Origin of the sequence: Acinetobacter sp. YH01007, from assembly GCF_013420425.1 — a bacterium.
Taxonomy (GTDB): domain Bacteria; phylum Pseudomonadota; class Gammaproteobacteria; order Pseudomonadales; family Moraxellaceae; genus Acinetobacter; species Acinetobacter towneri.
In genome coordinates, this window is the sequence record NZ_VOYC01000005.1 from 60,175 (window position 1) to 85,876 (window position 25,702).

General features: G+C 40.7%; 18 protein-coding genes. 7 read left to right on the plus strand and 11 right to left on the minus strand.

Going from position 1 to position 25,702, the window contains the following annotated elements; all coding sequences use genetic code 11:
* The first annotated feature begins 26 nt into the window (after positions 1 to 26).
* The 3 genes from FTT74_RS03670 (at position 27) to dapE (ending at position 2,453) form a co-directional block, all read left to right on the plus strand.
* Positions 27 to 911, plus strand: a complete 885-nt coding sequence (locus tag FTT74_RS03670) for a DUF1853 family protein (RefSeq protein ID WP_179988576.1) — start codon at positions 27 to 29, stop codon at positions 909 to 911.
* Positions 912 to 1,031: 120 nt separating this feature from the next.
* On the plus strand, positions 1,032 to 1,178 hold the full coding sequence (locus FTT74_RS03675) for an entericidin A/B family lipoprotein (RefSeq protein ID WP_004968261.1): 147 nt from the start codon (positions 1,032 to 1,034) through the stop codon (positions 1,176 to 1,178).
* A 141-nt stretch (positions 1,179 to 1,319) separates the two neighbouring features.
* On the plus strand, positions 1,320 to 2,453 hold the full coding sequence (gene dapE / locus FTT74_RS03680) for a succinyl-diaminopimelate desuccinylase (RefSeq protein WP_179988577.1): 1,134 nt from the start codon (positions 1,320 to 1,322) through the stop codon (positions 2,451 to 2,453).
* A gap of 83 nt (positions 2,454 to 2,536) precedes the next feature.
* Here dapE and FTT74_RS03685 read toward each other — a convergent pair whose 3' ends face one another.
* From FTT74_RS03685 to pilG, 6 genes are all read right to left on the minus strand, one after another.
* The gene (locus FTT74_RS03685; protein WP_167846162.1) at positions 2,537 to 2,995 is read right to left on the minus strand and encodes a hypothetical protein; all 459 of its coding nucleotides are present in this window, start codon (positions 2,993 to 2,995) and stop codon (positions 2,537 to 2,539) included.
* A gap of 3 nt (positions 2,996 to 2,998) precedes the next feature.
* Entirely contained in the window at positions 2,999 to 7,573 is a 4,575-nt protein-coding gene (locus FTT74_RS03690) for an Hpt domain-containing protein (protein ID WP_179988578.1), read from the minus strand.
* A 169-nt stretch (positions 7,574 to 7,742) separates the two neighbouring features.
* The gene (locus FTT74_RS03695; protein WP_179988579.1) at positions 7,743 to 9,818 is read right to left on the minus strand and encodes a methyl-accepting chemotaxis protein; all 2,076 of its coding nucleotides are present in this window, start codon (positions 9,816 to 9,818) and stop codon (positions 7,743 to 7,745) included.
* A gap of 46 nt (positions 9,819 to 9,864) precedes the next feature.
* Positions 9,865 to 10,401: a chemotaxis protein CheW gene (locus FTT74_RS03700; RefSeq protein ID WP_004975527.1), complete on the minus strand. Its 537-nt coding sequence runs from the start codon at positions 10,399 to 10,401 to the stop codon at positions 9,865 to 9,867.
* A gap of 3 nt (positions 10,402 to 10,404) precedes the next feature.
* Complete coding sequence (locus FTT74_RS03705) at positions 10,405 to 10,773, minus strand: PleD family two-component system response regulator (protein WP_004975526.1); 369 nt, start codon at positions 10,771 to 10,773, stop codon at positions 10,405 to 10,407.
* A 32-nt stretch (positions 10,774 to 10,805) separates the two neighbouring features.
* Positions 10,806 to 11,189, minus strand: a complete 384-nt coding sequence (pilG, locus tag FTT74_RS03710) for a twitching motility response regulator PilG (protein ID WP_004975524.1) — start codon at positions 11,187 to 11,189, stop codon at positions 10,806 to 10,808.
* Positions 11,190 to 11,465: 276 nt separating this feature from the next.
* Here pilG and FTT74_RS03715 point away from each other — a divergent pair, with 276 nt between their 5' ends.
* The 4 genes from FTT74_RS03715 (at position 11,466) to FTT74_RS03730 (ending at position 18,300) form a co-directional block, all read left to right on the plus strand.
* On the plus strand, positions 11,466 to 12,110 hold the full coding sequence (locus FTT74_RS03715) for a hypothetical protein (RefSeq protein ID WP_131261508.1): 645 nt from the start codon (positions 11,466 to 11,468) through the stop codon (positions 12,108 to 12,110).
* 49 nt (positions 12,111 to 12,159) lie between these two features.
* The gene (locus FTT74_RS03720; protein WP_179988580.1) at positions 12,160 to 13,293 is read left to right on the plus strand and encodes an efflux RND transporter periplasmic adaptor subunit; all 1,134 of its coding nucleotides are present in this window, start codon (positions 12,160 to 12,162) and stop codon (positions 13,291 to 13,293) included.
* Between the two features lie 63 nt (positions 13,294 to 13,356).
* Positions 13,357 to 16,461, plus strand: a complete 3,105-nt coding sequence (locus FTT74_RS03725; RefSeq protein ID WP_179988581.1) for an efflux RND transporter permease subunit — start codon at positions 13,357 to 13,359, stop codon at positions 16,459 to 16,461.
* Positions 16,462 to 16,584: 123 nt separating this feature from the next.
* Complete coding sequence (locus FTT74_RS03730) at positions 16,585 to 18,300, plus strand: proline--tRNA ligase (protein WP_179988582.1); 1,716 nt, start codon at positions 16,585 to 16,587, stop codon at positions 18,298 to 18,300.
* Between the two features lie 58 nt (positions 18,301 to 18,358).
* On the opposite strand, the gene FTT74_RS03735 is transcribed toward FTT74_RS03730, so the two are convergent.
* The 5 genes from FTT74_RS03735 to dcd form a co-directional block, all read right to left on the minus strand.
* Positions 18,359 to 19,765, minus strand: a complete 1,407-nt coding sequence (locus tag FTT74_RS03735) for a hypothetical protein (protein ID WP_179988583.1) — start codon at positions 19,763 to 19,765, stop codon at positions 18,359 to 18,361.
* 14 nt (positions 19,766 to 19,779) lie between these two features.
* Positions 19,780 to 22,026 carry a DUF6160 family protein gene (locus FTT74_RS03740; protein ID WP_179988584.1) on the minus strand — a complete coding sequence of 749 codons (2,247 nt, stop codon included), beginning with the start codon at positions 22,024 to 22,026 and terminating at the stop codon, positions 19,780 to 19,782.
* A 33-nt stretch (positions 22,027 to 22,059) separates the two neighbouring features.
* A complete protein-coding gene (locus FTT74_RS03745) occupies positions 22,060 to 22,776 on the minus strand; it encodes a hypothetical protein (protein ID WP_004975509.1) in 717 nt (238 codons plus the stop codon).
* 13 nt (positions 22,777 to 22,789) lie between these two features.
* Positions 22,790 to 24,799 carry a hypothetical protein gene (locus tag FTT74_RS03750; protein WP_179988585.1) on the minus strand — a complete coding sequence of 670 codons (2,010 nt, stop codon included), beginning with the start codon at positions 24,797 to 24,799 and terminating at the stop codon, positions 22,790 to 22,792.
* A 235-nt stretch (positions 24,800 to 25,034) separates the two neighbouring features.
* Positions 25,035 to 25,604, minus strand: coding sequence for a dCTP deaminase (gene dcd, locus FTT74_RS03755; RefSeq protein ID WP_004975507.1), 570 nt, complete (start codon positions 25,602 to 25,604; stop codon positions 25,035 to 25,037).
* Positions 25,605 to 25,702 lie beyond the last annotated feature (98 nt).

Here is a 25,702-nt window from a genome sequence, read left to right on the forward strand (position 1 = left end):
TCTGCATTTTTCAGCATGGATTCATAATGATTGAGTTGTATCAACCCGAACTTCTGCCCGAAGTATGGCTGACCTACAAAACCCCACTCATCCGTCAGTTGGCTTTTAGTGTGGCAAGTCCGAATATTTTATGTGCTGTGCCTGAGCAATTGCCCATTCAACATGCTTTTGAATTCCATTCAGATACTTTTTGGCAGCAGCATTATCACGCTTATCAATCACGTTTAGCCTATTTAGATTCACATCCAGAAGCAGTGTACGACTTTTTAAATCAACTGAAAAGCACCCGTTTAGGCTTACGCTTTGAAATGCTGATGTGGTTTTGGCTGCGTGATCGTGATTATCATCCCTTCGAATTATTGGGACACAGTATTCAAATTATTGATGGCGCTAAAACTGTGGGTGAACTGGATTTTTTACTGCACAACCATGACACACAGCAGGTTGAACATTGGGAAGTCGCATTAAAATACTATTTAGCCGAAGCGGATTGCTCTTTGGCACACTGGTATGGTTTAAACCGCTCCGATACTTTGGCGCGTAAACTGAATCATTTTAGTCAAAAGCAATTTCAATTTAAGCAAGCCTTGGATGTGCCGATTCAACGCCGTTTTGCTGTACTCAAAGGACAATTGTATTTCGCCATACATCACTTGGCACAATCATCTACAACACTTACGCCACACTGGATTAATCGCGCTCGTCGTTTAGGTCTTTGGGGGAGTGATATTCCTGCCCAAGCAGAACGGTTTTATCGCCTACAACGTCATGAATGGATTTGTCAAAATGCTCAAGCCAGTAGCCTACCGAATCAATGGTGGGGAGATGGCTTGTATTATCGGGCGGCACATTCACAATTTTATATGTATCGTGCTGCACCGCTGATTAGCTATCCCCCTTTAACACGCTGAATAACTGTTTCAACATTTTATTACGTAAGCACCATAAAAGTTGCCTATTTATTATTCTGTTTATTTCCTAAGCTAAAAAACACATCAAAATAATCTATCTAGAGCATATTGGAGATGATCATGAAAAAAATTCTAGTGACTTCACTGCTATTAACCTTTGTTTTAACGGGTTGTAATACAATTAAAGGCGTGGGCGAAGACGTATCTTCTGCAGGTCATGCGGTGAGTAACACTGCTGAAAAAACCCAACAAGAAATTCGCAAATAATTCTGAGTATTTCACGAATATCTTCACAAAAACCACAAAAAACCTTGTTCTCGGACAAGGTTTTTTCACGCTAAAATTTCACTTTTGTTGCATTATTCCCCTATTATTAGCACTTACTCTTGATAAACGTCTGAAACTCTCATGACCTCTTCTGCTACTCTGGATTTAAGCCTTCAGCTTTTACGCCAACCGTCTGTCACTCCTGTCGATCACAACTGTCAAAACCTCATGGCAGAACGCTTAGAAAAAATTGGATTTAAGATTGAATCTATGCGTTTTGACGATGTAGATAACCTCTGGGCGCGTAAAGGTACAGAAGCACCTGTCTTTTGCTTTGCAGGTCATACAGATGTTGTACCGACAGGCAATTTAGACGCATGGAATACCGATCCATTTGTACCTGAAATTCGTGATGGCAAACTTTATGGTCGTGGCAGTGCCGACATGAAAACAGCATTGGCAGCCATGGTCGTTGCCTCTGAACGCTTTGTCGCCAAACATCCTGACCACAAAGGCTCAATTGCCTTTTTAATCACCTCAGATGAAGAAGGCCCCTCTATTAACGGCACCGTAAAAGTTGTAGAAACGTTGGAAGCACGTCATGAAAAAATGACTTGGTGTTTGGTGGGTGAACCTTCAAGTACCCATAAATTAGGCGATATTATTAAAAATGGGCGTCGCGGTTCGCTTAATGGTGTCTTAACGGTAAAGGGTAAACAAGGTCATGTGGCTTATCCACACTTGGCAATTAACCCGATTCATACCGCGTCTAAAGCGATTTCGGAACTTTGTGAAACGGTGTGGGATCATGGCAATGAATACTTCCCTGCCACCTCATTTCAAATTTCAAATATTCAAGCAGGAACAGGCGCGACCAATGTTGTCCCTGGCAATATGACGGTGACCTTTAACTTCCGTTATTCGACTGAAGTGACTGCAGATGAACTAAAAGCTCGCGTCTTGGAAATTTTAGATCGCCATCAAGTGGATTATGAAATCGAGTGGACGCTTTCAGGTTTGCCATTTTTAACCCCTGTAGGTGAATTGGTTAATGCTGCACGTCAAGCCATTCGCAATGTCACAGGTGTTGAAACAGAATTATCGACCAGTGGCGGTACATCTGATGGTCGCTTTATTGCGCCAACAGGTGCGCAAGTGTTGGAATTAGGCGTACTCAATGCCACCATTCACCAAATTAACGAGCATGTTGATGTGGCTGATTTAGAGCCATTAGCAGAAATTTATGAACAGATTTTGGAAGGGTTATTGACTTAAACCCTATAAGATTAGTTGCATGAAGCAGAAAAGGAACTCCATTTTGAGTTCCTTTTCTATTTTACAACGGAGAAAAATTGCGTTTAAGCCGTCAAGTTTTCTTGAATGTATTGTAAATTTGGTACATGAAAGACCTGCTCACCCATACGGACATATTGGAATACCGCAGGATCAGTCGTGGTTTGTTGGTCATCATCCACTACTTCAGAAATACGCAAGCGCAGTGTTTTAGGCATTTCATTGCACATCAAAGCAAAACGCTGCTCCATTTCATCACCTTCAATGACCAGTGCCACGCCCATTTTTTTCTCTGGGTCATTGACTGCATAAACAGGCAATTGCGATTCGTGCCATTCCACAGTTTTAACTTGAGTGGCGTTATCCAGCGCTGACAACACAATATTTTGAGGTATCAGCATCGGTTGTTTACCATGACATTCAACAATATAAGCATCAATAAAACCGGTAGATACGGTAATTAAATGTTGCAGCTCTTGCTGACTGATTTGCCCGAGTAAATTTGGACTATTCGTCTGACTCATCGTTTACCCCTGACTAACTGCTAATAATTGTTCAATATTGGCAAGCAATTCTGCCTCTTGGAACGGTTTACCCATGTAGTGCGTCACACCCAAGCTAAACGCTCGTTCGCGGTGTTTTTCACCTGTACGTGACGTAATCATGATGATCGGCAGATTGCTATGCATGTCGTGGTGGCGTACAAGGTTAGTCACCTCAAAACCATCCATACGTGGCATTTCAATATCCAGTAACATCAAGTCAGGTTTGACGTTTTCAAGCTGCTCCATGGCATCGACACCATCTTTGGCAGTCACGATGTCATAACCTTGACGCTCAAGCAGACGTGAAGTTACTTTACGTACGGTGACTGAGTCATCCACAATCATAATTAAGCGGCGTGTATCACGACGTTGGCTATCACGTTGATCGCTGGCTTGTTTAGTACGTTGCGTTGCAAGAATTTGACGGGCAATGTTCTGACCATCCAAAATCAAACAAACTTGACCATCACCCAAAATAGTTGCGCCTGCAATTGCACCAATGCTTGAGAACTGTTGTCCAATTGGTTTCACAACAATTTGACCACGCGAACCAATCAACTGATCGACTAGTAAAGCAATGGTTTGACCTGTGCTGCCTTTAATTAACAGAACAGGTAGTGAATGACCCACATGGCTTAAACGCGGTAATGGCTGATTGCCAACGAACTCAGATAAGTAACGTAACTTGTAGTTCTGGTTGTCAATTTGGAAGAAATCTTCATTGCTGTTGAAGTAAGATTCCAAAGTGGTTGGTGCAATACGTACAATACGGTCAATTTGCGCCAACGGTACAGCAAATTGTTGATCACCAACTTTAACCATTAAGGCATCGGATACCGCAACCGTCGTTGGTACACGAATACTAAAGGTTGTGCCTTGACCTAATGTTGAATCTACAGAAACGTGACCGCCGAGCGCCTTAATCTCACTTTGCACCACGTCTAAACCAACGCCACGACCTGAAATTTGTGTAACCGATTGTGCTGTTGTAAAGCCTGGGTGGAAAATGTATTGCAGAATTTCGTTTTTATCTAAATTCTGATCGGCTTTGATTAAACCTAAGCTCAATGCTTTGTCTTTAATCTTGGCATCATCAATACCCTTACCATCATCCACAAAAGTCACCACAACATCTGTGCCTTGACGGGTAATGTTCAGTTCAATTTTACCAACTTCAGGTTTATTGGCTGCAGCACGTTGTGCAGGGTCTTCAATCCCATGGTCGACCGCGTTGCGCAGCATGTGTTCAAACGGTGTCACCAAACGCTCTAGAATGGTACGGTCTAATTCACCTTCAGTGTTATAAACCACCAGTTCTGTCGGACGGTTTAAGGTCGATGAAGTCTGACGCACAATACGTTGTAAACGTGGCAATAAACGTGAGAATGGTACAAGGCGTGTACGCATCAAGCTTTCTTGAATTTCAGCCTGAATACGTGATTGTTGTAATAACAAACCTTCGGCATCACGAATTTTTTCAGCCAAGGTGCTCTTAAAGTCCACCAAGTCCGATGCAGATTCCGCCAGAGATTTAGACAACTGATTCAACGATGAATATTGGTCCATCTCTAATGGGTCAAAGTCTGCATAACGTGAGTTTTCAGAACCATGCTTGGCAATAATTTGCGATTCCAGCTCGCCTTCCATTCGGCGTAACTGATCGGCAAGACGTTTAATTGCCAATTCCATCTCATTCAACGTACCGCCTAGTTGCCCAAGCTCCATTTCAATACGTGAACGGTTAATCGAGTTCTCGCCTGACAAGTCAATCATCTTCTCGACTAAATCGGCAGAGATACGAATCATCTCATTGCTATTATCCAGCTGTGTGGTTTCGCCCCACTCACCCGACATTGCAGGTGGCTCTGTACCATCACCCTGAACAAACTCATAACTACGGCTTGGCGATAACAAGTCGGTATGCGTTAAACGCTCGGGCAATTGCGCAGATACATCTACAAACTGCATCGCCGACAAGCTAGATTTTAAGCTGTCATAATTGCTGTAATCTGCTTTGAAGATTGCATCACGCAACCACGCCAACGTGGTTTGCAATAAAGCATCATAAACATTTGAGTTAAATTGATGCACAGCAAACTGTTCAAAGGCACTTTCAAGTTGATAGGCGATTTGCGCAACAGACTCAATTTCAGCCATACGTGCACCGCCTTTTAAGCTGTGCGCCGCACGTTGTAATTGAAGCAAGATACTTCGGTCACTACGCTGTTCAAACCATTGTTTCAAGCGCTGATCTGCAGCATCCAAAATTTCTTCCGCTTCTTCTCTGAAAGTCTCAACCACAATTGAATGTAATTGCTCATCTTCAGATTCAGCACTTGCTTCAAGACTTACAGTTTCTGTGATCGGCTCAAATGCCGCAGCAGCAGCGTCTTCAAAATGTGCATCATCAGCAATAACTGCGTCATCTTCAGCTAAATCTGCAGTTGTATCTTGCAACGCTTCTACCGCCAACTCAGGCTGTGCATCAACCTCTTCTACTGCCTCAATAGTCTGTTCAGGCTGCGCTGCGGTTGTCGCACTTGCAACTGACACATCTGCATCGCCTTGTGCCAAGCTAACAATGTTGCCTAAAATTGCAATCGACTCTGGCGCAGCATAGTCCACACGCTCATCACGAATGGTCTGAATACGGTCTGCAATATCATCTTGCACCAAACGAATAATTTGAATTAACGCAGGTGAAACAACAATTTGGTTGTTAATGATACGCTCGTAAATCGACTCAAGGTTGTGTGCAATTAAACCAATATGCGTCGCAGAAATCATATTTGCACCACCTTTTAAAGTGTGCAAATAACGCATTAAGTTGCTTAAAGCCGAAGTATCGCTGGCGTCTTTTGACCAAGTATTGACATCTTCATCCATACCCACCAAAAGCTCTTCTGCTTCTTCCAAGAAGATATCCAGCAAGTCAGGATCGAAGTCTTTGTTGGCATCATCGGCATGCATGTTTTGTTGATCTGATGCAATACGTTGTGACAATTGCGCCAAATTCACTGTGCCCGAATTTTCGCTAGCAACTGCAGCAGGCACCGCTTCAGGTTCTGCAACAACTGTTGTTTCTACAGCATTGTCGCTCACTGATGTTTCAGCATCTTCAAGTGCAATTGCATCAATGTCTTGCTGCACAAATGCAGTTAAGTCATTTAAGGTTTTCTGAATGTCTTCTGTAACCGTAACACGCTGTCCCGCAGCCAAGGTATCGAATAAATGAATAAACTCTTGGTGTGCCTGTGCAAATAACTCATAACCATATTCAGAGTTAAGCAGAATTGGTTTGGCTAAAACACTGTCGTAAGCAGCTTTAAGTTCTTCAGTAAATTGATGAATACCCACAGACGCACGGTTATCGGTATGCTCTACCAACAATTGCGCTTGTGCGCTGAGTTCTTCTAAATAGCTTGGGAATTGCGCTTGCGCCAATTTATCAAATTCAAATTCGGCATCAAGTAAACGATCAATATTCAGTTCGATTAGCTTCGATACTAAACCTTGAGGATTAGAGTCTTCTGTATCGCTGGTGCTAAAGCCGTAGCTATCCCATGCTTTATTAAAAGTTGCATAGATTACATCTAAACCATCACAGTGACCTTGACGAAGTACATGCAGATAATCCCGGACAAATTCTGCATATTGCACCAACAGCGCAGTTTCTTTTGATGTAGATTCAATTTCATCTTGTACAAACGCTTTAAACAAGTTTTCAACTTTAGAACTGGCTTGAAAAACTTGATCAATTTGCGCCATAGACGAACTGCCGCGCAGTGTATGTAATGCACGGATTAAGCCATTATAGTCTTGTGAGTAAATCTGATCTTGTGCCAAGAACTGATCAATGGTCGCTAAATGCTCTTCAGCTTCTTCTACAAAAATAGCCAGAGTTTCAGCCAATAGACTCGCATCAGCAGCCTCTTCTTGTGCAACTTCTGTCTGCGGCATTTCTTCAGCAGTCATTACATCTTCAGATGATTCAACTGCTGCGACAGCTGCTGTTTCAACTGCAGCATCCGTCAATTCTAGTCCTGTCGGCATATCAGTGGCAGTCAGTTGATCTGCTAAAACCAGCAACTCTTCCAATGCAGGTTCAGGACTTTGGTTTTGCTGTAATTGTTGTCCTAAAAGCACCAATGGGCGTAAATCAAGATCAATTAAACCGACTTGCTTAAAAATTGGATAAAGCTTGTATTGATAAATATTTAAAACAGTTTTTGCGTATTTTTGAATATCAGTATTGAGTGTTACCGCACCCGAAAGCACACGGTTTAAAGTATCTTCAACCGTCCATGCCAACTCGCCCGCAGACTTCGCACCCACCATGCGACCCGAGCCTTTTAAAGTGTGAAAGTGACGACGAATAGTTACTAAAGTTTCTTGATCTGTTGGGTTCGCAAACCAAGTTGTAAATAATGGATTTAATTCTTCGAAGATTTCTTCAATTTCTTCGACAAAAATTTCAAGAATTTCCGCATCTTGCTCAAGATAACTATCTTCAGGAAGCGTCATTGTTTCGACTAAATTTTTTAATATTTCTTTCATAGCTAAGGCTTCTTACGTTTTCAGCACCAAAAGGCACTTCAACTTAATTGTAACCATCCTGAATGCCCCTAACCCAAAAGTTAAGTTCATCTTTGCGATGCTTTATCTCTGAATGATGGTGTACCCATAACAGTGTATAGGTACACCTTTCCCCAAGCTGGAATCCCGCTTATTCAGGTAGTTTAAAGTCAGTTACAGATTCACGTAATGATTCTGCCATGTTGGCCAACTCAGATACCGAACGTGCAGTATCGAAAGTTGCACTGGTCGTTTGCGAGGTAATTTCCTGTACAACGTTCATCGTGGTTGCAATGTGACCTGCAGAAGCAGACTGAAGTTTTGCAGCATCCGAAATGTTAGAAATCAATTTCGCAAGGTTGGTCGATACCGTTTGAATTTCATCCAGTGCAACACCCGCATCCTTAGATAAGTTCGCACCACGTACAACTTCCGATGTGGTTTGTTCCATCGAAATTACGGCTTCGTTGGTATCGGTCTGAATGGTTTTAACCAGTGTTTCAATCTGTTTGGTTGCAGATGCTGAACGTTCCGCTAGACGCTGTACCTCGTCGGCTACGACTGCGAAACCACGACCTGCTTCACCCGCCATAGACGCCTGAATTGCTGCGTTTAATGCCAAGATGTTAGTTTGGTCGGCAATATCGTTAATCAAGGCAACGATGTTACCAATCTCTTGTGAAGATTCACCCAAACGCTTAATACGTTTAGAGGTTTCTTGAATTTGCTCACGAATGATATCCATACCTTCAATTGAACGGTTTACAACGTCTGCACCATTCGATGCAATATGTACTGAACGTTCTGCTACCGCTGCTGATTCTTCAGCGTTGGCAGATACTTGGTCAATCGACATTGCCATTTCGTTAATTGCGGCAGATGCACCTGCAATTTCTTGCGCCTGATGCTCAGATGCTTCAGCAAGCTGGTTGGTAATGTTCTGTGTGGTTGCCGTATATTGTGCAACTTCGTGCGATGTTTCGTGAATACGCGATACAAGGTCACGTAATTGGTCAATTGCGAAGTTAATCGAGTCGGCAATGGCACCCGTGAAGTCTTCCGATACTGTTGCGTATGAACGTAAGTCACCATCTGCAAGGTCGGCAATCTCATCAAGTAAACGTAAAATCGCGTTCTGGTTACGGTCATATTCATCTTGTAGACGAACCACGCGAGTTTTATCGGCTTCACCACGTAAGTTCAAGAGTTTGAATACACAGAATAAGAACGCAAGTAATGCTGCAATTAAGCCAATTGCAGGAATTGCAATAGACCAACCTGAACCGCTAGACAATTTATTTAAATTGGTTAAAAGCTTATCTGACTGATCAAAAATAGAAGATGATGCCTGACGTACTTTTACAATTTGTGTTGAGTTATTTAAAACTGTTGCAGCAGCAGATTTCAATACATCTTCATATTCTGCTTGAATACCTTCTAATGAACTACGTAAATCTTCTTGAGTAATACGTTGTACACCTAGTTCTGCACTACCATTTAACTGTGCTGCCAAGTAAGCACCAAACGTTTCGGTATCGGCACTAAAGTCATCTGCAGATTCACGTGAACTGTCTGTACCTGTTAATACAGAACTGATTGAACGTAAAATACGTTCTGCAATGAATACTTGGTTCTTTGCAATAACCACCTGGCTACTTGGCATGTCTTGACGTGCCATTTGGTCAACCATCAAGTTATATTCAGCCTGAATACCCGGAATGGTTTCACCAATTGCAATGTTGGTGTCATAGAGTTGGTTAATGATTTTTTGTTGCGAAGCAATCAAATCAATATTTTCAGAAACCGATTTCCACTGTGTTTCCACTTCACGCAGTGTATCTGTGCTGGCATGAATATCCTTCACTGTTTCTAAGTGAGCAGCAAAGGCTTTTTGTGAATCTGTTAAGTTTTTAATAGATTCAGGCGTACCTGATGCAGTCGCTTCGGTTGCTTGACGTGAAATGGTTTGTGACAACAGACGTAAATCACCCAAACTACGGGTAAAATCGTTATTACGCGGCACGCTATAAAAAAGGTATAACAACAGGAAAAGCGATAAGATGATACAAAAAGCTGCGCCTAAAATAAGTGGCTTAGATTTTTCTGTTTCGCCAAATACACTCGCAAACTCTTCTGTTCGCGCCTGTAATTTTGCAAAAAAACCTGGACCACTTGCTTTACGGACGGTTTCTTCGCCTGAATTTTTCTTTTTAAGTTTAAAGCCCATGCAGCTTCTCCCCGATTGACGCCTTCATTTTTTAGGTGCGCGACAGTTAATTTATAAATTTTATAGATGCGTTCATGTATTTTGGGTTTTGCAATAAACGACTAAATAAGAAAACATGCCATTGTTGGTTATGTTGGTGAAAATACCCCTGACAATATTCTTGTAAATTACTATCTAAATCATTGTGTTTAGAAAAGAAACTTTTCTTATTAAAGTGCTGTATACCCAAAACTTGATCTACAACTAAACCGACATAATGGTCATTATGACTAATACACATTACTTTTTGAGTAGGTGAATATTGGCTGCTTTGCCCAGAAACATAATGTGCCAAATCTGAAACTGAAAGTAATCTTCCGCGAATATTCGCTAAACCTACTACCCAAGGTTGGGTATTTGGCACTGGCGTATATTTCGGTGGATAAATAACCTCAGAAACTTCTCCTAATGGAGCAACGAAATATTGCCCCATCATCTCAAAAGCAATGCCTGACCAGCGGTTTACCTCATTTTCGGTACTAACGTAGTTTTTGTTTCCACGTTTAGATAACCGAAGCAATTCAATAAAACCATTTGCAGCCATAGCTTATCCTGCATTAAGGTGTTGATTAATCACATCAATTAATTGTTTTTCGTCAACAGGCTTAGTTAAGTAATCGCTTGCACCTTGGCGTTTTCCCCAAACACGATCAGTTGCCTGATCTTTGGTACTCACAATTACAATTGGAATGTGTTTGGTGGTGTCACCACGCGAAATTTGACGTGTTGCCTGAAAGCCATTCACGCCTGGCATAACCACATCCATTAATACTAAATCTGGTAATTCAGCTTGCGCCATGGTCACGCCATCTGCACCATTCGCTGCTTCAATGACTTCAAAACCATGCTTGGTCAAGATTTCTCTAAAGCGGAATGTTTCTGTAGGTGAATCATCTACAATAAGAATACGAGCCATTATTTTCCCCAATAAATCTAACTAACTAATAATTATGCGGTCACGTGGTTACGAATGGCGTTTAATAATTCATCTTTACTAAATGGTTTAGTCAGATACTCATCAGAACCCACGACACGTCCTTTAGCTTGGTCAAATAAACCATCTTTACTTGATAGCATAATGACAGGAATGTTTTGGTAGTTTTGCGAGTTTTTAATTAAGGCACACGTTTGGTAACCATCTAGGCGTGGCATCATAATATCTACGAATACGATATCTGGATTTGATTCTGCAATTTTGGATAAAGCTTCAAATCCATCAACTGCGGTAACCACTTCACAACCTTCACGCTGCAGAAGTGTTTCAGCTGTACGGCGAATGGTTTTTGAATCATCAATCACCATGACTTTTAGATTTTGGAATTTATCGTCCATTCAATGACCCTTCCCATTTTTGTTTGTACAAGCAACTGAGTAGAAAAATTTTACACATTGATCGTATTTTTAACATATCTTTACTTGTAGTTTCAATGAACATATTTAGTGTAAAGCTACACTTTTACACCATTATCACCAAACCGCTCACACTTTCGTGTGACCATTGATATTTTTTTATCGGTTGTATTTTTTTAATTCCTAATTTTGATCTAATATAACACTATTATTACGTGTAATTTAAGTAATTTAGTCAACTTTATTGTGGGGGACAACGTGAGCACTTTTTTTGCAAAATCACTCGCTGTAAAATTAAAACAAAATAAGCAGTCACTCAAATTGGGCATGCTTGCGTTACTGCTATTGCCCTCTGCCCCACTCATGGCTGACAGCCAGAACAAAGCGGTGTGGTATCGCTATTATGATCAACATGGCGTTGCAAATATTAGTAGTAATGTGACACCTAATCATATTCGTCATGGTTATGAAGCATTAGACCGTAACATGCAAGTAATTCAGCGCGCACGTCCATACAACACCGAAACGGATATTAAAAAAGCCCCACAACGTGCTGCTCAAGCGTATCAAATGGAATCTGATCAGCGTTTGAAAAACGCCTATACCAATAGTCAAACTGCAATCACCAAACGTAATAACGCTTTAGCGCATATTAAAAAGCAAATTATTTTCCAACAAGAACAACTCAAACAGTTGCAAAACGACCGTATTACTTTTAAACGTCAAGAAATGGAATATTTACGCAAGGTCAAACCTGTGCCTGCACAACTAAAAACCAATTTGGACAATAACTTAAAAAACATCGAGCTTAAAAAAGATATGATTCAATCTTTACAAACAAGCTATCGAAATACACAAGCAGAATACGACAGAATTATTACTCGCTTAAAAGCACTTGAATAGTTGATTTGAATTACCTTGTCATTTTGGCAATCAATAAGGACAAATATGCATGCACATTGCACAGCGTATCGCAGTTAGGTTTAATCGGCAGCATTTACCCATTTTTCGTATCGGTGCAATCGGTTTATGTATTTTGCTGAGTGCCTGCCAAAAAACAGAAACTGAAAATAAAACAACAGTATCAGAAAAAATTGAACTCATTCAGCAAGATTTAGTGACACCACAACAAGGCAGCGCAATCAGTAAAACTGCCTTTACAGGCACAGTGCGTGCAGTCAATCAAAGCAGTATTCAAGCACAGGTGACTGCCACAGCAACCTCAGTCTATGTCAAAGTGGGAGATAGCGTACAACGTGGTCAAACCTTGCTACGCTTAAATAATCAGGATAATGCTGCGCGTTTAGCACAAGCTCGCGCCAATTTAGCTGCAACGCAAGCGCAAGCCAACCAAGCCCGCAACATGATGCAACGAAAAAAACGTTTGCTCGATCAGGGTTTTATTTCACAAGTGGAATATGAGCAAAGTCAGTTAGATTATCGTGCGCAAATGGAAAATGTACGCGCCCAACAAGCCAATGTCGATATTGCACTAAAAGCCGATCAAGATGGCACGATTACCAGTCCAATTCATGGTGTCATTACCCAACGTCAAGTTGAGCCTGGGCAAACTGTGGCTGCAGGACAAACCTTATTTGAAGTCGTCGATCCGAACCAATTAGAAATTCAAGCGAAATTACCAAGCGACTTACAAGCCGCACTCAAAATTGGTCAAAAAATTGAATATCAACTCCAAGGACAAGCAAACACATTTAATGCTCAAATTAGCCGTGTTTCTCCTGTTGCGGATTTAGCCAGTCGTCAAATTGAATTTTTTGCGACCCCGCTTGAGCGTCTTCCCTCTTTAAGTATTGGGGCATTTGTGGATGGTTATATTTTAGCGAACACGACAATTTCAGGGCAAATCATCCCACTCAATACCATTCACGATATCCAAAACAAACCTTATGTTTGGGTGATTCGAGATCAAAAAATTGCCCGTGTAGATATCACAGTTTTAGAACTGCTCTATAGTGACAATACTGCCGTCATTCAAGGCTTACAGAGCAGTGATCTAGTCAGTCGAGTGGTGTTCAACCCCGATCAAATTCAGCAGCAGGTGATCATTCAAAATAACCCTCAATAAATTGAATTTCATCTCAATGCAGTAGTGCAGATGTCCAATAAATAAAAAATCAGGATCGTTGTTATGTGGTTTACCCGAGTTAGCGTCAAGTATCCCGTTTTTACCATCATGATGATGTTTTGTCTAATGGTGCTTGGCTTGGCTTCATGGCAACGTATGGGCGTGGAAGAATTTCCTGACGTCGATTTTCCGTTTGTAGTGGTTTATACCAGTTATCCGGGTGCATCACCTGAAACAGTTGAATCTGAAATCACCAAGAAAATGGAAGATCAGATCAACACCATTTCTGGACTCAAACAACTGGTTTCACAATCCAGTGAAGGGCTATCTACTATTATTGCCGAGTTTAATTTAGATGTTCCTTCGGCAGTGGCGGCACAAGATGTACGCGATAAAATTTCGTCTGTCAGTGCAGGGTTTCGAGATGAAATTCAAGACCCAGTGGTGGAGCGCTACGATCCAACTGCCAATGCAGTGATGTCGATAGTTTTTGAATCCTCACAAATGTCCTTACGCGATTTAAGTTCCTATTTAGATCAACAAGTTGTACCGCAACTACGCACTGTGTCTGGTGTCGGAACTGTTAATTTATTGGGTGATGCACAGCGACAAATTCGGATTGAGGTAGATCCACAAAAGTTAATGAGTTTTGGCTTAGGTGTAGATCAGGTCATCAACACGCTCAAAGCTGAAAATATTGAAGTACCTGGCGGCACACTCAAACAAGCCAATAGTGAATTGGTGGTCGAAATCCAATCCAAAGTCATTCATCCTCTGGCTTTTGGCGATTTAATTATTGCCAATAAAAATGGTGCGCCAATCTTTTTAAAACAAGTTGCCACAATTCAAGACAGTCAGGCAGAGCTGGAAACCAGTGCATTTTTAAATGGGCAAACTGCGGTTGCTGTCGATATCTTGCGTAGTTCAGACTCTAATGTCATTGAAGTGGTAGATAACACTTATAAAACCTTAGAACGTATTCAAACCCAACTGCCTGCTGGCATGACTGCAAAAGTCGTGGTGGATTCTTCTAAAGGGATTCGTGGCAGTATCCGTGATGTAGCACGTACCATTATTGAAGGTGCGATTCTGGCAGTCCTGATTGTACTGTTGTTTCTTGGTTCATTCCGTTCTACCGCTATTACAGGATTGACCCTGCCAATCGCCCTACTCGGCACACTCACCTTTATTTGGGCATTTGGCTTTACCATCAACATGATGACCTTACTGGCACTCTCGCTCAGTATTGGCTTATTGATTGATGATGCAATTGTGGTTCGTGAAAATATTGTGCGTCATGCAGATATGGGTAAAGACCATGTCACGGCTGCTTTGGATGGTACTAAAGAAATTGGCTTAGCAGTTTTAGCAACCACCTTAACCATTGTGGCGGTATTTTTACCTGTGGCATTTATGGGCGGCATTATCGGACGCTTTTTTTATCAATTTGGTGTCACCGTCAGTACTGCCGTGCTGATTTCCATGTTTGTCAGTTTTACGCTGGATCCAATGCTTTCTGCACACTGGGCAGAAAAACCAAATCCCAATAAAAAACCTGGACGAGTAAAACGCTTCTTAAACTGGATTTCCAACAAACTCGACAATTTAAGTCATCATTATGAAAAACTTTTAAAATTAGCACTACGATTTCGCGTTATCACCTTATTGATTGCCGTGGGTTCATTATTTGCAGCACTCGGATTATCCAAACTGATTGGCACAGAGTTTGTACCTGTACCCGACAAAGGTGAAATTCGGATTAAATTTGAAACACCTGTAGATGCCTCGCTTGAATATTCACAAGCAAAATTAAAACAAGTAGATCAAATCATCCGTCAACACCCTGAAGTACGTGCGACTTACGGAGCCATTAACAGCGTAACAGATCGCGGGAAAAATCATGTTAATTTGCGTGTAACTGTCAGCCCACGTAATGAACGTCAACAAACGCTAACCGAACTCAATAACGAATTTCGCCAGCGTCTACAAAGTGTTGCGGGCATCACCATCACCTCTGTCGCCTCTGCCGATGAAACGGTTTCTGGTGGGCAAAAACCTGTGATGGTGTCTATTAAAGGCCCTGATTTAGCAGAATTACAAAAAATCTCTGACCGCTTTATGACCGAAATTGCTCAGGTGAATGGTATTGTCGATTTAGAAAGCTCGCTAAAAGCTCCTAAACCTACATTAGGTGTTCATATTAACCGTGTCCTTGCCAGCGATTTAGGGCTATCGGTAAATCAAATTGCCAATATTATCCGCCCACTGATTGCGGGGGATGATGTCACCACTTGGCAAGATGAACGTGGCGAAACCTACGATGTCAATGTTCGCCTTACAGAAAACCATCGTAGCTTGCCGAGCGATGTGCAAAATATGTATTTAACTTCACAAAAAACCGATGCCAATGGACAAAATATTTTAGTGCCTCTAGCAAGTGTGGCGAAGTTTGAAGAAAGTTTAGGTGCAGCGCAAATCAACCGCCGTGATTTGGCCCGTGAAGTTTTGGTCGAAGCTAACACTGCTGGACGTCCTGCAGGGGACATTGGTGCCGACATTCAAAAAATTCAGGATAACTTTAAATTACCCGCAGGTTATAGCTTCGACACTCAAGGCGCCAATGCTGACATGGCTGAATCTGCAGGTTATGCACTGACTGCAATTACCCTGTCTATTGTGTTTATTTATATTGTTTTAGGTTCGCAATTCAACAGTTTCATTCACCCCGCAGCAATTATGGCTTCCCTACCTTTATCGTTGATTGGAGTATTCTTGGCACTGTTTATTTTTAACTCGACCATGAACCTGTTTTCTATTATCGGTATTATTATGCTGATGGGATTGGTCACCAAAAATGCGATTTTACTAATTGATTTTATTAAAAAAGCCATGGATCAGGGCGATTCACGTTATGATGCAATTATAGCTGCAGGGAAAACCCGTTTACGCCCTATTTTAATGACCACCAGTGCAATGGTGATGGGGATGGTGCCACTCGCACTTGGCTTGGGTGAAGGCGGCGAACAAAGTGCGCCTATGGCACACGCAGTCATTGGCGGTGTAATTACATCCACCCTACTCACCTTGGTGGTCGTACCTGTCATTTTCACTTACTTAGATGATTTTAAGAATTTTATGTTACGCCAAACGCGTAAACTGATTTCTTAAAATCTCACGCAAAGTCACACAATCGTTCGGGCTAAATTTTAACGCAAGTTTAGCCCGATTTTTATTGTATAATCTGGCTTTGAAAAAACTCCATTTAACGCTTCACTTTTTAGGACAGTTTCCATGCGCGCGAGTCGCTTTTTATTTGCTACGTTAAGAGAAACCCCAAACGATGCCGAGGTGATTTCTCACCAGCTGATGTTACGTGCGGGTATGATTCGTAAATTGGCTTCAGGTTTATATACTTGGCTGCCAATGGGTGTGCGTGTGCTAAATAAAGTTGAAGCCATTGTTCGTGAAGAAATGAATCGCGCAGGTGCTTTAGAAACTTTTATGCCTGTCACTCAGCCTGCCTCACTTTGGGAAGAATCAGGGCGTTATGTGCAATACGGTCCTGAATTACTACGCTTTAAAGATCGCCACGACAATCCTTTTGTACTTGGCCCAACACATGAAGAAGTCATTACCGATTTGGCGCGTAATGAATTAAAAAGCTATAAGCAATTGCCAATCAACTTCTATCAAATTCAAACTAAATTCCGTGACGAAATTCGCCCACGTTTTGGGGTAATGCGTTCACGCGAATTTATTATGAAAGATGCTTATTCTTTCCATACCGATCAAGCTTCTTTACAAGAAACCTATGATGTGATGTACGACACCTACTGCCGTATTTTCTCGCGCTTAGGTTTAGACTTCCGCCCAGTACAGGCAGATACAGGTTCTATTGGTGGTTCAGGTTCACATGAATTCCACGTTCTAGCTTCAAGTGGTGAAGATGATATCGCCTTCTCTACCGAATCTGATTATGCAGCCAATATTGAAATGGCTGAAGCTATTTTGGTGGGTGAACGTGCTGCGGCAACGCAAGAACTCAAAATTGTGGATACACCAAACCAAAAAACCATTGCGGAAGTTTCTGCATTTTTAGGCACAAATAGTAACCAATCAGTCAAAGCGCTCTTGGTTCAAGGTGTTGCAGATGAAACAGGTCAAGTGCCTGTGATTGCATTATTCCTGCGCGGTGACCATGAACTCAACGAAATTAAAGCAGAAAAGCATCCACAGATTGCAGCACCACTTACTTTTGCAACCGATGCACAAATTGCAGCGTTAGGTTTAACTGCTGGCTTTGTTGGTCCACAAGGTTTGGTTGAAAAAGGCATAACTGTGATTGTAGACCGTGCTGCATCAGTACTGTCTGACTTCGTTGCAGGTGCAAACCAAGTTGATCAACACGCAACAGGTGTGAACTGGGAACGCGATGCACAATATACTGAAGTTTACGATTTACGTAACGTCGTTGAGGGCGATCCATCTCCAGATGGCAAAGGAACTCTACAAATTAAACGCGGTATTGAAGTCGGTCATATCTTCCAACTCGGTACTAAATACTCTGAAGCGCTGGGCTGCAAAGTATTAGGTGAAGATGGCAAACCGTTTACTGTTACCATGGGATGCTATGGGATTGGAGTCACACGTGTCGTTGCCTCTGCCATTGAACAAAATTTTGATGATAAAGGGATTATTTGGCCTGCAGCCATCGCACCATTTGAAATTGCGATTGTACCAATGAACGCACATAAATCACCTCGCACATTAGAAGCAGCAGAAGCACTTTATGCTGAACTTCAAGCTGCGGGTTATGATGTATTACTGGATGATCGTAATGAACGTCCTGGGGTGAAATTCTCTGACCTTGAGCTTACAGGTATTCCGCACCGTATTGTGATTGGTGAGAAAGGTTTAGATGCAGGTACTTTTGAATATAAAGGTCGTCGTGATGCTGAATCTAGCAACCTAACGAAAGAAGAATTACTCATCAAAATTGCCAAATAAGATTGAACACTGAGTATAAAAAATCCCGCACAAGTTGCGGGATTTTTTTCATTTGGGATTAGCAGAATTTCATACCACCATAACAGTTAGGGGTAACATTTTGGTTTTGTAAAACCTGATTATTAAGTGTTAATCTGGCTGGTTGACCCGTGTAATATCCTGTGTAACTACCAACATCGATATTCATTTTACGCTCGATTGGTGTACCAGCCAATGAACCTAATGCTTCTAACAAACTTACATCTACATTATGCTTATCTTGCATTAACTCAGAAGTTAATGCTTTTGCGACCTGTGGTAGTACTGCAGAAACATCTACCAAATCCGCAGTTGCCAAATAACCTAATTGCACTGGTTCCTTAAACGACATCCACCAACCTTGTTGTGCAATATCTTTTTCATCTGCACCCATCCACTGCACTGGCTTGCTTTGTAAAGATAAATATCCACCTGTTCCTGTCAGAGGAATATTGTGAATCATATTTAGGGCTTGGACAAAAGTAATATCCATATTCAAATTTTCTAATGTAGAACCCTTACTCATTTTAAAGAATGAGTGATCACCAACAGAACCAAACAATAAAGGAGGAAATGTGACATATAACTGGTCTTTTGAAAAGTCAGGTGTTCCATTTACATCACCAGTATATGTCCCAGACTCTGTTGCCGCTAGCGGAATAGAAGCTAATGTTGAACGGATACCCGTAACTATAGCGGACTCCATACGCTGACCAGTCACTACTGTTTCAGGCATCGTAAAATCAGCTCGCATCGATGGAACGGTAATCCCAGTATGTCCTTCTGCGCCAGGTTTACTTGTATAGACACGATCCTGCCCCAACGCAGTCAGTATCCCACTAATTTTTTGGTCAGAGGCATTACCAAATTTAGCTTCTTTAGTAAATGAATGCCCTTGCGTTTGTGCCATTTTCATATAACCACTGAAACTTTTAATCCCGTCATTTGGGTTTTGCACGTTATCTGTACCCAAAGTCAGTAGACCTAAAATTTCTTCTGCACCTAAGCGAAAACCAACCACTTCACGTGTTGACGCACTATTTCCACTAATCGCAAATTCAATAAATGGATTGGTAATTTGTGCACTGGTACCCGCACGTTCACCATTAAACTTTGGGTTACCTGTTGAATCATAGAATTCATTCAAACCACTTAACGAAATATTAGAAATATCAATATCACACCCCGCTTTACCACCAATCGCGTTATTTACACCGCCACAACCTAATTGTAGCGTTTTAATGTTGGCATTAAGCTCCATGAGTGCATCAACACTTAGTTTATAAAAATTTAACCCTTGCGATTGATCTGTCGCAGTCATCAGGTTCAAAAGTGCCTGACCTTGTACATGAGATAACTGATCATCATTTAAAGCCTGCATCGCTTGAGCAGAATTGAATGAAAAAGCTGTACTTAAAATAGATGCAACTAAAATTGTTTTTTTCATTTTATTTCTATCCTTTAGCGTGGCGTAATGCCCAATGTGCTGCGCATGGTTCCACCTGTAAGTGCGACAGATGCGATTTTCTGCATATTGCCATTGGTAGACATTGCAAAGTTTGTTTTAAAGGGTTGAGCAATATCATTTTTATAATTAAATTTCACTTGATTGTCTAAAGTGACCGTATCTGCACTGACGACGACTTTTCCTTTGACACCTAAATGACCTTCCATACGATTCAAGTTAATAGAAGACGTTTGAACAGTTTCATTATTCACTTGATCTTCATTAATCAAACTAAAATAACTACCTAAATTCTTCGGATCAGCCTGTTCTGTGCTATCTAGACTTCTAAACTTAAAGTTCGCATCAAAAGACAAAAAGTTTGAGTTCGGATTAGTATCGGTTGGATCCATTCCAGGAATTACCAACAATTCACCATTGCCATCTAATTTAAAAGCAATTGTGGTCAACACATCATCTTTCTTAGAGAAATTATCGTAAGGTACAAAACCACCGCATTTAGTTGATCCTGTGACGCAGTTGTATTTCGAACCTGGTAATTGTCCAATCGCTAACTCTGCTTTTGCTGCAACTAATAAATGATCTGCACGAATATAAATCCCTTCATCTTCATAACCAATCACACCGTCGGACTGAATTAATGCATCAATATTTCTTAAACCAGCATAATAGTTGACAGCTTCACCAGCATGCAGGCTGTCTTGCCCGTCAATTAAGATAATAGAAGTGGTACTTGGTAAGCCTGTTTTTGAATCAATGCCATAACCTTCGGTAGAAACAATAGCGTTATAACCAATTCCAGTTTTGTTCGTTCCATCATAAGGTGACAGATATTGTTTACCCGACAAGGCCACATTGGCATTTAAATTATAAATTGGAATCCCAATACCCCAAGAACCACCATCTCCTGTCAATTCATTTAAAGAGTTGTCAGAAATAATTCTAGCTTTGGCTGCAATAGACTGAAAGTCCATACCACGAACAGCGATCAGTGAGAACTGGTCACCTTCAAGCTTACTCGATAGCAACTGGTTTAAAATAGGACTGGTTGCACCAATGGTATTTTTAATATTTTCATTGACTAAAAAATTGAGGTTTTTCGCTTGTACGGTATTAATATAAATATCGCCAAAATCAATATAAGCATTTTTATTGTGCAAAGCACCTTGTGCATCACGTGTGGTTAGCGGTCTTAAATTCGAAAACTCAACCGCATAACTGCCTTTTCCTGTGTGCCCAATTTCTAAGGTTGTTGGTAATTGCCCTGCAGCCAAGCCTGCCGTATTTTGATTGGTAAAATCAGCAGATAAGCCCAAATGCAAACCACCTTGCCCCACCACAGTATCGTAGCCTGTAACTGCGGTATTTTTAGTTTCAATTACACCATTGACCTTATTCGAAACGTCAAAATTGGCAACATTTTTTTGATGCCCATTAAAAAACAATTTCGCATTGCTTACCGCACCTGATGCACCAAAGCGAATTAAATTTTTATCATCATAACGCAAGTCAATATTGACCCCAGGGTTAGTTGCATTTTGTCGGCTACTAGCAACATCACTCAGGTCTTTCACTCGTCCAAGATTCACAAAATGGTCGGTGGTGCCATTTTTAGTGGTAAAGACCAATCCCTCATCGGCATCAATGTACATATAGCCGTCAGTCGCAAAATTAAAGTTAAAATCATGCATAGATAATTCATGCTTACCTAAACCATGACTAATTTTGGCATTCTGTAACTGGAAGTTTAAATGTGCCGTTTCATTTTGATTGAATAAACCTGCTTTGGTTTCTAATAAAACTTTTAAAGGTGATTTAGTTTCTAAGCCGAACTGACCCAAGCTTTGTGTTTCTTTAGTACAACTATTTCCGACACAGTTTTTTTTGACCAAGTTTAAATCTGCAGTCGATTGAAAAGCATCAATACTCGCATCGATACGCACACCTGCGCCAACATCAGTTTTCCCCACATCTAAAGCAAGCTTACTGATAATAGGCTGGTTATTCTGTCCTTTAATTTCTACATTATGTAAGCCTAAACCCTGTTGAGTTCCAGCCACTAAATCAGGATCATACCAATTGACTTGATTAATCGTGGCTTTAGACATTTCATGGGTGATTACAATACCATCTTGCCCACTTACATCAGACAAATGCTGGTCTGCAATCAGCTCTAAAGCATACACTTGTTGCGCACAAAGTACGCTCAATGTTAATAAATTCAACTGCATTATTTTTTTCATTGTTATTTCCCTATACTGTACTTAATCCTATATTCAACAACGACTTGCTGCTGAACCTGTACAGTTGTAGCTAAATATTTTCACATTGCCAGACATGTGCATATTGCCGTGAATATTTAAGCCCATAAATCCTTTTTCAGCGCCCTGATCAAACAAAGGTACATCTTGCTGAACTAAGTTATAACTACCATCTTGTTGATAATTTCTTCCTTGAAATTTGGTATATACCTCTGAATTTGCATAACCTTCATTTGCTCCCTGCCCTGTACCTGTTTCGATCGCCATGGTTGCAAAACCCAAATTTCTTATTTTTAATGGCTTATCATCATAAAACTTAAGCTGCATTGCCGTTTGTGGGTCATTTTTATGATTAATAATAGTCGTGCCATCTAAAGAAAATTTATCTATTTGTATGGTGCCCTGAATTTGTTTAAATACCAGCCATTTTTTATTGCCGTTATTATCTTCATGGTTATTGGGTGCAATCGCTAAACGACAAAGCACATTATTGTCAGCACAATTTTTACTATAGCGATAATAAACTTCTGTAGGTTTAGTCCCACCATTAAATTTAGAAATATTGCTGAGTTCTAAATTTTCGGCATATTCATGGTTTAACGATAACGTCCAACTGAGGTCTGCTCCACCTTGACCAGTAGCCTGCGTTAATTCATGATTTTCCAGTGCAATTAAATTGGCATGGGTCAAAGGACTACACATCAATGCAATACAAGACAGTTTTTTCAACATGATGATTCTCCTTTTATAGACCTGTTGTTTTAAATTTAAGGTGCTGAATCAGCACACCATCTATTGCAACTGAACCTAGATTCTTAGCAGTACCATCTACACCCTTAAATACAACACCTGTGGCATCCGTATGATCTTTGGCACGCAACATATTATTTGGCAAGCGTTCTACAGTACCAATTGCAATACTACTATGCGTCGCATTACGTCCTTGATACATCGCAGCACTGTCATTGACATTGGCTTTTAGCGGTGTGCCACAACTCACCACATTACAGGTAGAACCTGTAAATGCTGTAGAACCTAAATACCCACCCTTTCCATCTTCATAATTTTGATAAATTTTATTGTAAATTTCAGGAACATTCGGAATACGTGTTACTTCTAGCACAATATTATTGCCCTCAGAACCAACCACAAAAGGTTGATACATATTACCCAAAACTAAATTGATATTTGGGCTATACAAATACAGACCTTCGGTATCATGAAAAACAGGGGCGAGTGAGCGGTCAATAGCTGGAGTAACAGCTGTCCCATCTAAAGCATCTGATTTTGCTGCGGTACTAATACGTATGCCCTTACTGTCTAAATTGGCATCATCAATACTTAAATTTGCAGGGTTGTCGTTGGTATTCAAACGTACAAGGCTTGCCATACCCAAGGTTTGATGATGATTTGGATTATCTGAATCTAAGGTTTGGAACAATCTTGTTTGCGATCCATTTAAACTTAAACCATTAGCAACAAATTGGGTTCGCAAACGATGCTCTTTATCTAAGCCAGATTTTGGTGCACCTGTAGATGGATCAACTTCAGCACTTGAATTTAATTGACGTGAGAAAATATCAGTCCAAAAACCCAATTTAATATTATTATCACTTTCAGTTGGCGTAGTAGTCGCGAGTGGTGCCTCTAGTGCTAAATAACCCACTTCTTTTTCTATATTTTTAAATTGTTTTACTTTTTCTGTGCCTGCACGGAATAACCATGGGTTATCTGCTGAACCCCAGTTAAAGCCTTGATTGCTATAACGACTGCTTAATGAGTTATCACTTTTAGATAATGCTAAACCATAAATAAAGACATCTGCTTTAGTTCTGAGTGAACCCACTGAAGTTTGTGCTGCTGCTGTTTTTGCTGCTTGAGTTGCGTTATTTACTGCTAATAATTCTAATTCTTTGATTGCATTTGTAGCTGATGCTTTTGCAACTTTATCACCCTCAAGGTTTAGCCGCTCTTGAGTTACAGTTTCTACAGTTTGAGCAACCTCAGTATCAATATGATTAACTCTTGTAACCCCTTGCGTCCACTGTGTTGAAGGTACAGTTTGACTACTTCTATTACCATATAAAATTTCAATCATTTCATAGGTATTTTTCAAGGCAGCTTTTTCCGAAGCACCTTTCAACCCTAAAGTACTTAAACTTTCTTTTGTAGTTCCATCATCGACAACACCTAATGGCCACACATTACCATTATAATAATCAGTATAACGCTGTTGATAATATTCTTGCATTAGGTCAGATTCAAAGTATTCTGCCACTAGACTTTGACGTACACCAACTGAGATTTCACTGCTCACTGCTGTTTTTGTAGAGCTATAATTTTGTGTTTTATAGTTATTAAAAGTCGTTGTATAGGTACTTTGATATAATGTTGATGTAGTTGAAACACCTGCCAAATATTCAGCATCATAAACCTGATTATAAACTTTCTTATAGGTATGTTCTGAAATATTCTGATAATTCTCCCCCGTCGGGATAATACGAATAAAGCCCGTATCATATTGACTTGGGTTTTCTAACCCACGTGTATAGCTCGACCCTGTTGATAGGTCATTCGGTTGCTGAAACACCATTTTGAAATCATCAAGGACTAAAGCAACCCCTTCGCCTGTGGTATTTGACAAAGAGTCATCGGAGAGTGCTTGTAAAGCATAACTCGGGTTCGCCAAAAATAAGCCTATCGCAGTGGCTAAGCAACGCTTACGAAAAGGGAAAGTAATTGCGTGTTCAGTCATCTCGACCTTCCTTTTATCTGATGCTCCGCATCTTTCTTTTATTTATCTATGACTTGGCTATTTATTAGGGTGTTTTTATCCTTAAAAACGTGATTATGCCAAACCAATCTCAAATTTAATTATGCTGAATATTAATACAAATGCAAAAAAAACTGGCTAAACAGCACAGCTTTCCGATGAATGAAAAAAGCGAACCTTTCGGCTCGCTTTCTTTTAATCTGAATTAGTCTATCAGTTATGCTTTAGGTAAAGTCACACCTGTTTGCCCCTGATACTTACCACCACGGTCTTTGTACGAGGTTTCACAAACTTCATCTGATTCAAAAAATAGCATTTGCGCCACGCCTTCGCCAGCGTAAATACGTGCAGGCAAATTAGTCGTATTAGAGAATTCTAAGGTGACATGCCCTTCCCACTCAGGTTCTAACGGAGTGACATTGACAATAATACCGCAACGCGCATAGGTCGACTTACCCAAACACACCGTCAAGACATTACGCGGAATACGGAAATATTCAACAGTACGCGCTAAAGCAAAAGAGTTTGGCGGAATGATGCACACGTCTGATTCAATATCGATAAAACTTTTTTCATCAAAGTTTTTTGGATCAACAATTGCTGAGTGAACATTGGTAAAGACTTTAAATTCACGCGCACAGCGCACGTCATAACCGTAGCTAGACACCCCATAAGAGATGAGTTTTTCGCCATTTTCGTCAAAACGAACTTGGTTTTCAGCATACGGTTCAATCATGCCGTGTTTTTCGCTCATTTCGCGAATCCAACGATCAGACTTAATTGCCATTTATTTTCTATCCAAAATATGAATGTTTAAACTGTGCTGTACTTTAACTGAAAACCAGATTAATGAAAACTAGCTACTTTTAAAGCGCCAAGATAATT

Excerpts from the sequence above, each read along its gene's own strand:
- pilG (WP_004975524.1), bottom strand. The coding sequence starts at position 11,189 with ATGGACGATAAATTCCAAAATCTAAAAGTCATGGTGATTGATGATTCA.
- FTT74_RS03675 (WP_004968261.1), top strand. The coding sequence starts at position 1,032 with ATGAAAAAAATTCTAGTGACTTCACTGCTATTAACCTTTGTTTTAACG.
- FTT74_RS03725 (WP_179988581.1), top strand. The coding sequence starts at position 13,357 with ATGTGGTTTACCCGAGTTAGCGTCAAGTATCCCGTTTTTACCATCATG.
- dcd (WP_004975507.1), bottom strand. The coding sequence starts at position 25,604 with ATGGCAATTAAGTCTGATCGTTGGATTCGCGAAATGAGCGAAAAACAC.
- FTT74_RS03685 (WP_167846162.1), bottom strand. The coding sequence starts at position 2,995 with ATGAGTCAGACGAATAGTCCAAATTTACTCGGGCAAATCAGTCAGCAA.
- FTT74_RS03730 (WP_179988582.1), top strand. The coding sequence starts at position 16,585 with ATGCGCGCGAGTCGCTTTTTATTTGCTACGTTAAGAGAAACCCCAAAC.
- FTT74_RS03705 (WP_004975526.1), bottom strand. The coding sequence starts at position 10,773 with ATGGCTCGTATTCTTATTGTAGATGATTCACCTACAGAAACATTCCGC.
- FTT74_RS03745 (WP_004975509.1), bottom strand. The coding sequence starts at position 22,776 with ATGTTGAAAAAACTGTCTTGTATTGCATTGATGTGTAGTCCTTTGACC.
- FTT74_RS03700 (WP_004975527.1), bottom strand. The coding sequence starts at position 10,401 with ATGGCTGCAAATGGTTTTATTGAATTGCTTCGGTTATCTAAACGTGGA.
- FTT74_RS03735 (WP_179988583.1), bottom strand. The coding sequence starts at position 19,765 with ATGAAAAAAACAATTTTAGTTGCATCTATTTTAAGTACAGCTTTTTCA.
- FTT74_RS03750 (WP_179988585.1), bottom strand. The coding sequence starts at position 24,799 with ATGACTGAACACGCAATTACTTTCCCTTTTCGTAAGCGTTGCTTAGCC.
- FTT74_RS03670 (WP_179988576.1), top strand. The coding sequence starts at position 27 with ATGATTGAGTTGTATCAACCCGAACTTCTGCCCGAAGTATGGCTGACC.
- FTT74_RS03740 (WP_179988584.1), bottom strand. The coding sequence starts at position 22,026 with ATGAAAAAAATAATGCAGTTGAATTTATTAACATTGAGCGTACTTTGT.
- FTT74_RS03690 (WP_179988578.1), bottom strand. The coding sequence starts at position 7,573 with ATGAAAGAAATATTAAAAAATTTAGTCGAAACAATGACGCTTCCTGAA.
- dapE (WP_179988577.1), top strand. The coding sequence starts at position 1,320 with ATGACCTCTTCTGCTACTCTGGATTTAAGCCTTCAGCTTTTACGCCAA.
- FTT74_RS03720 (WP_179988580.1), top strand. The coding sequence starts at position 12,160 with ATGCACATTGCACAGCGTATCGCAGTTAGGTTTAATCGGCAGCATTTA.
- FTT74_RS03695 (WP_179988579.1), bottom strand. The coding sequence starts at position 9,818 with ATGGGCTTTAAACTTAAAAAGAAAAATTCAGGCGAAGAAACCGTCCGT.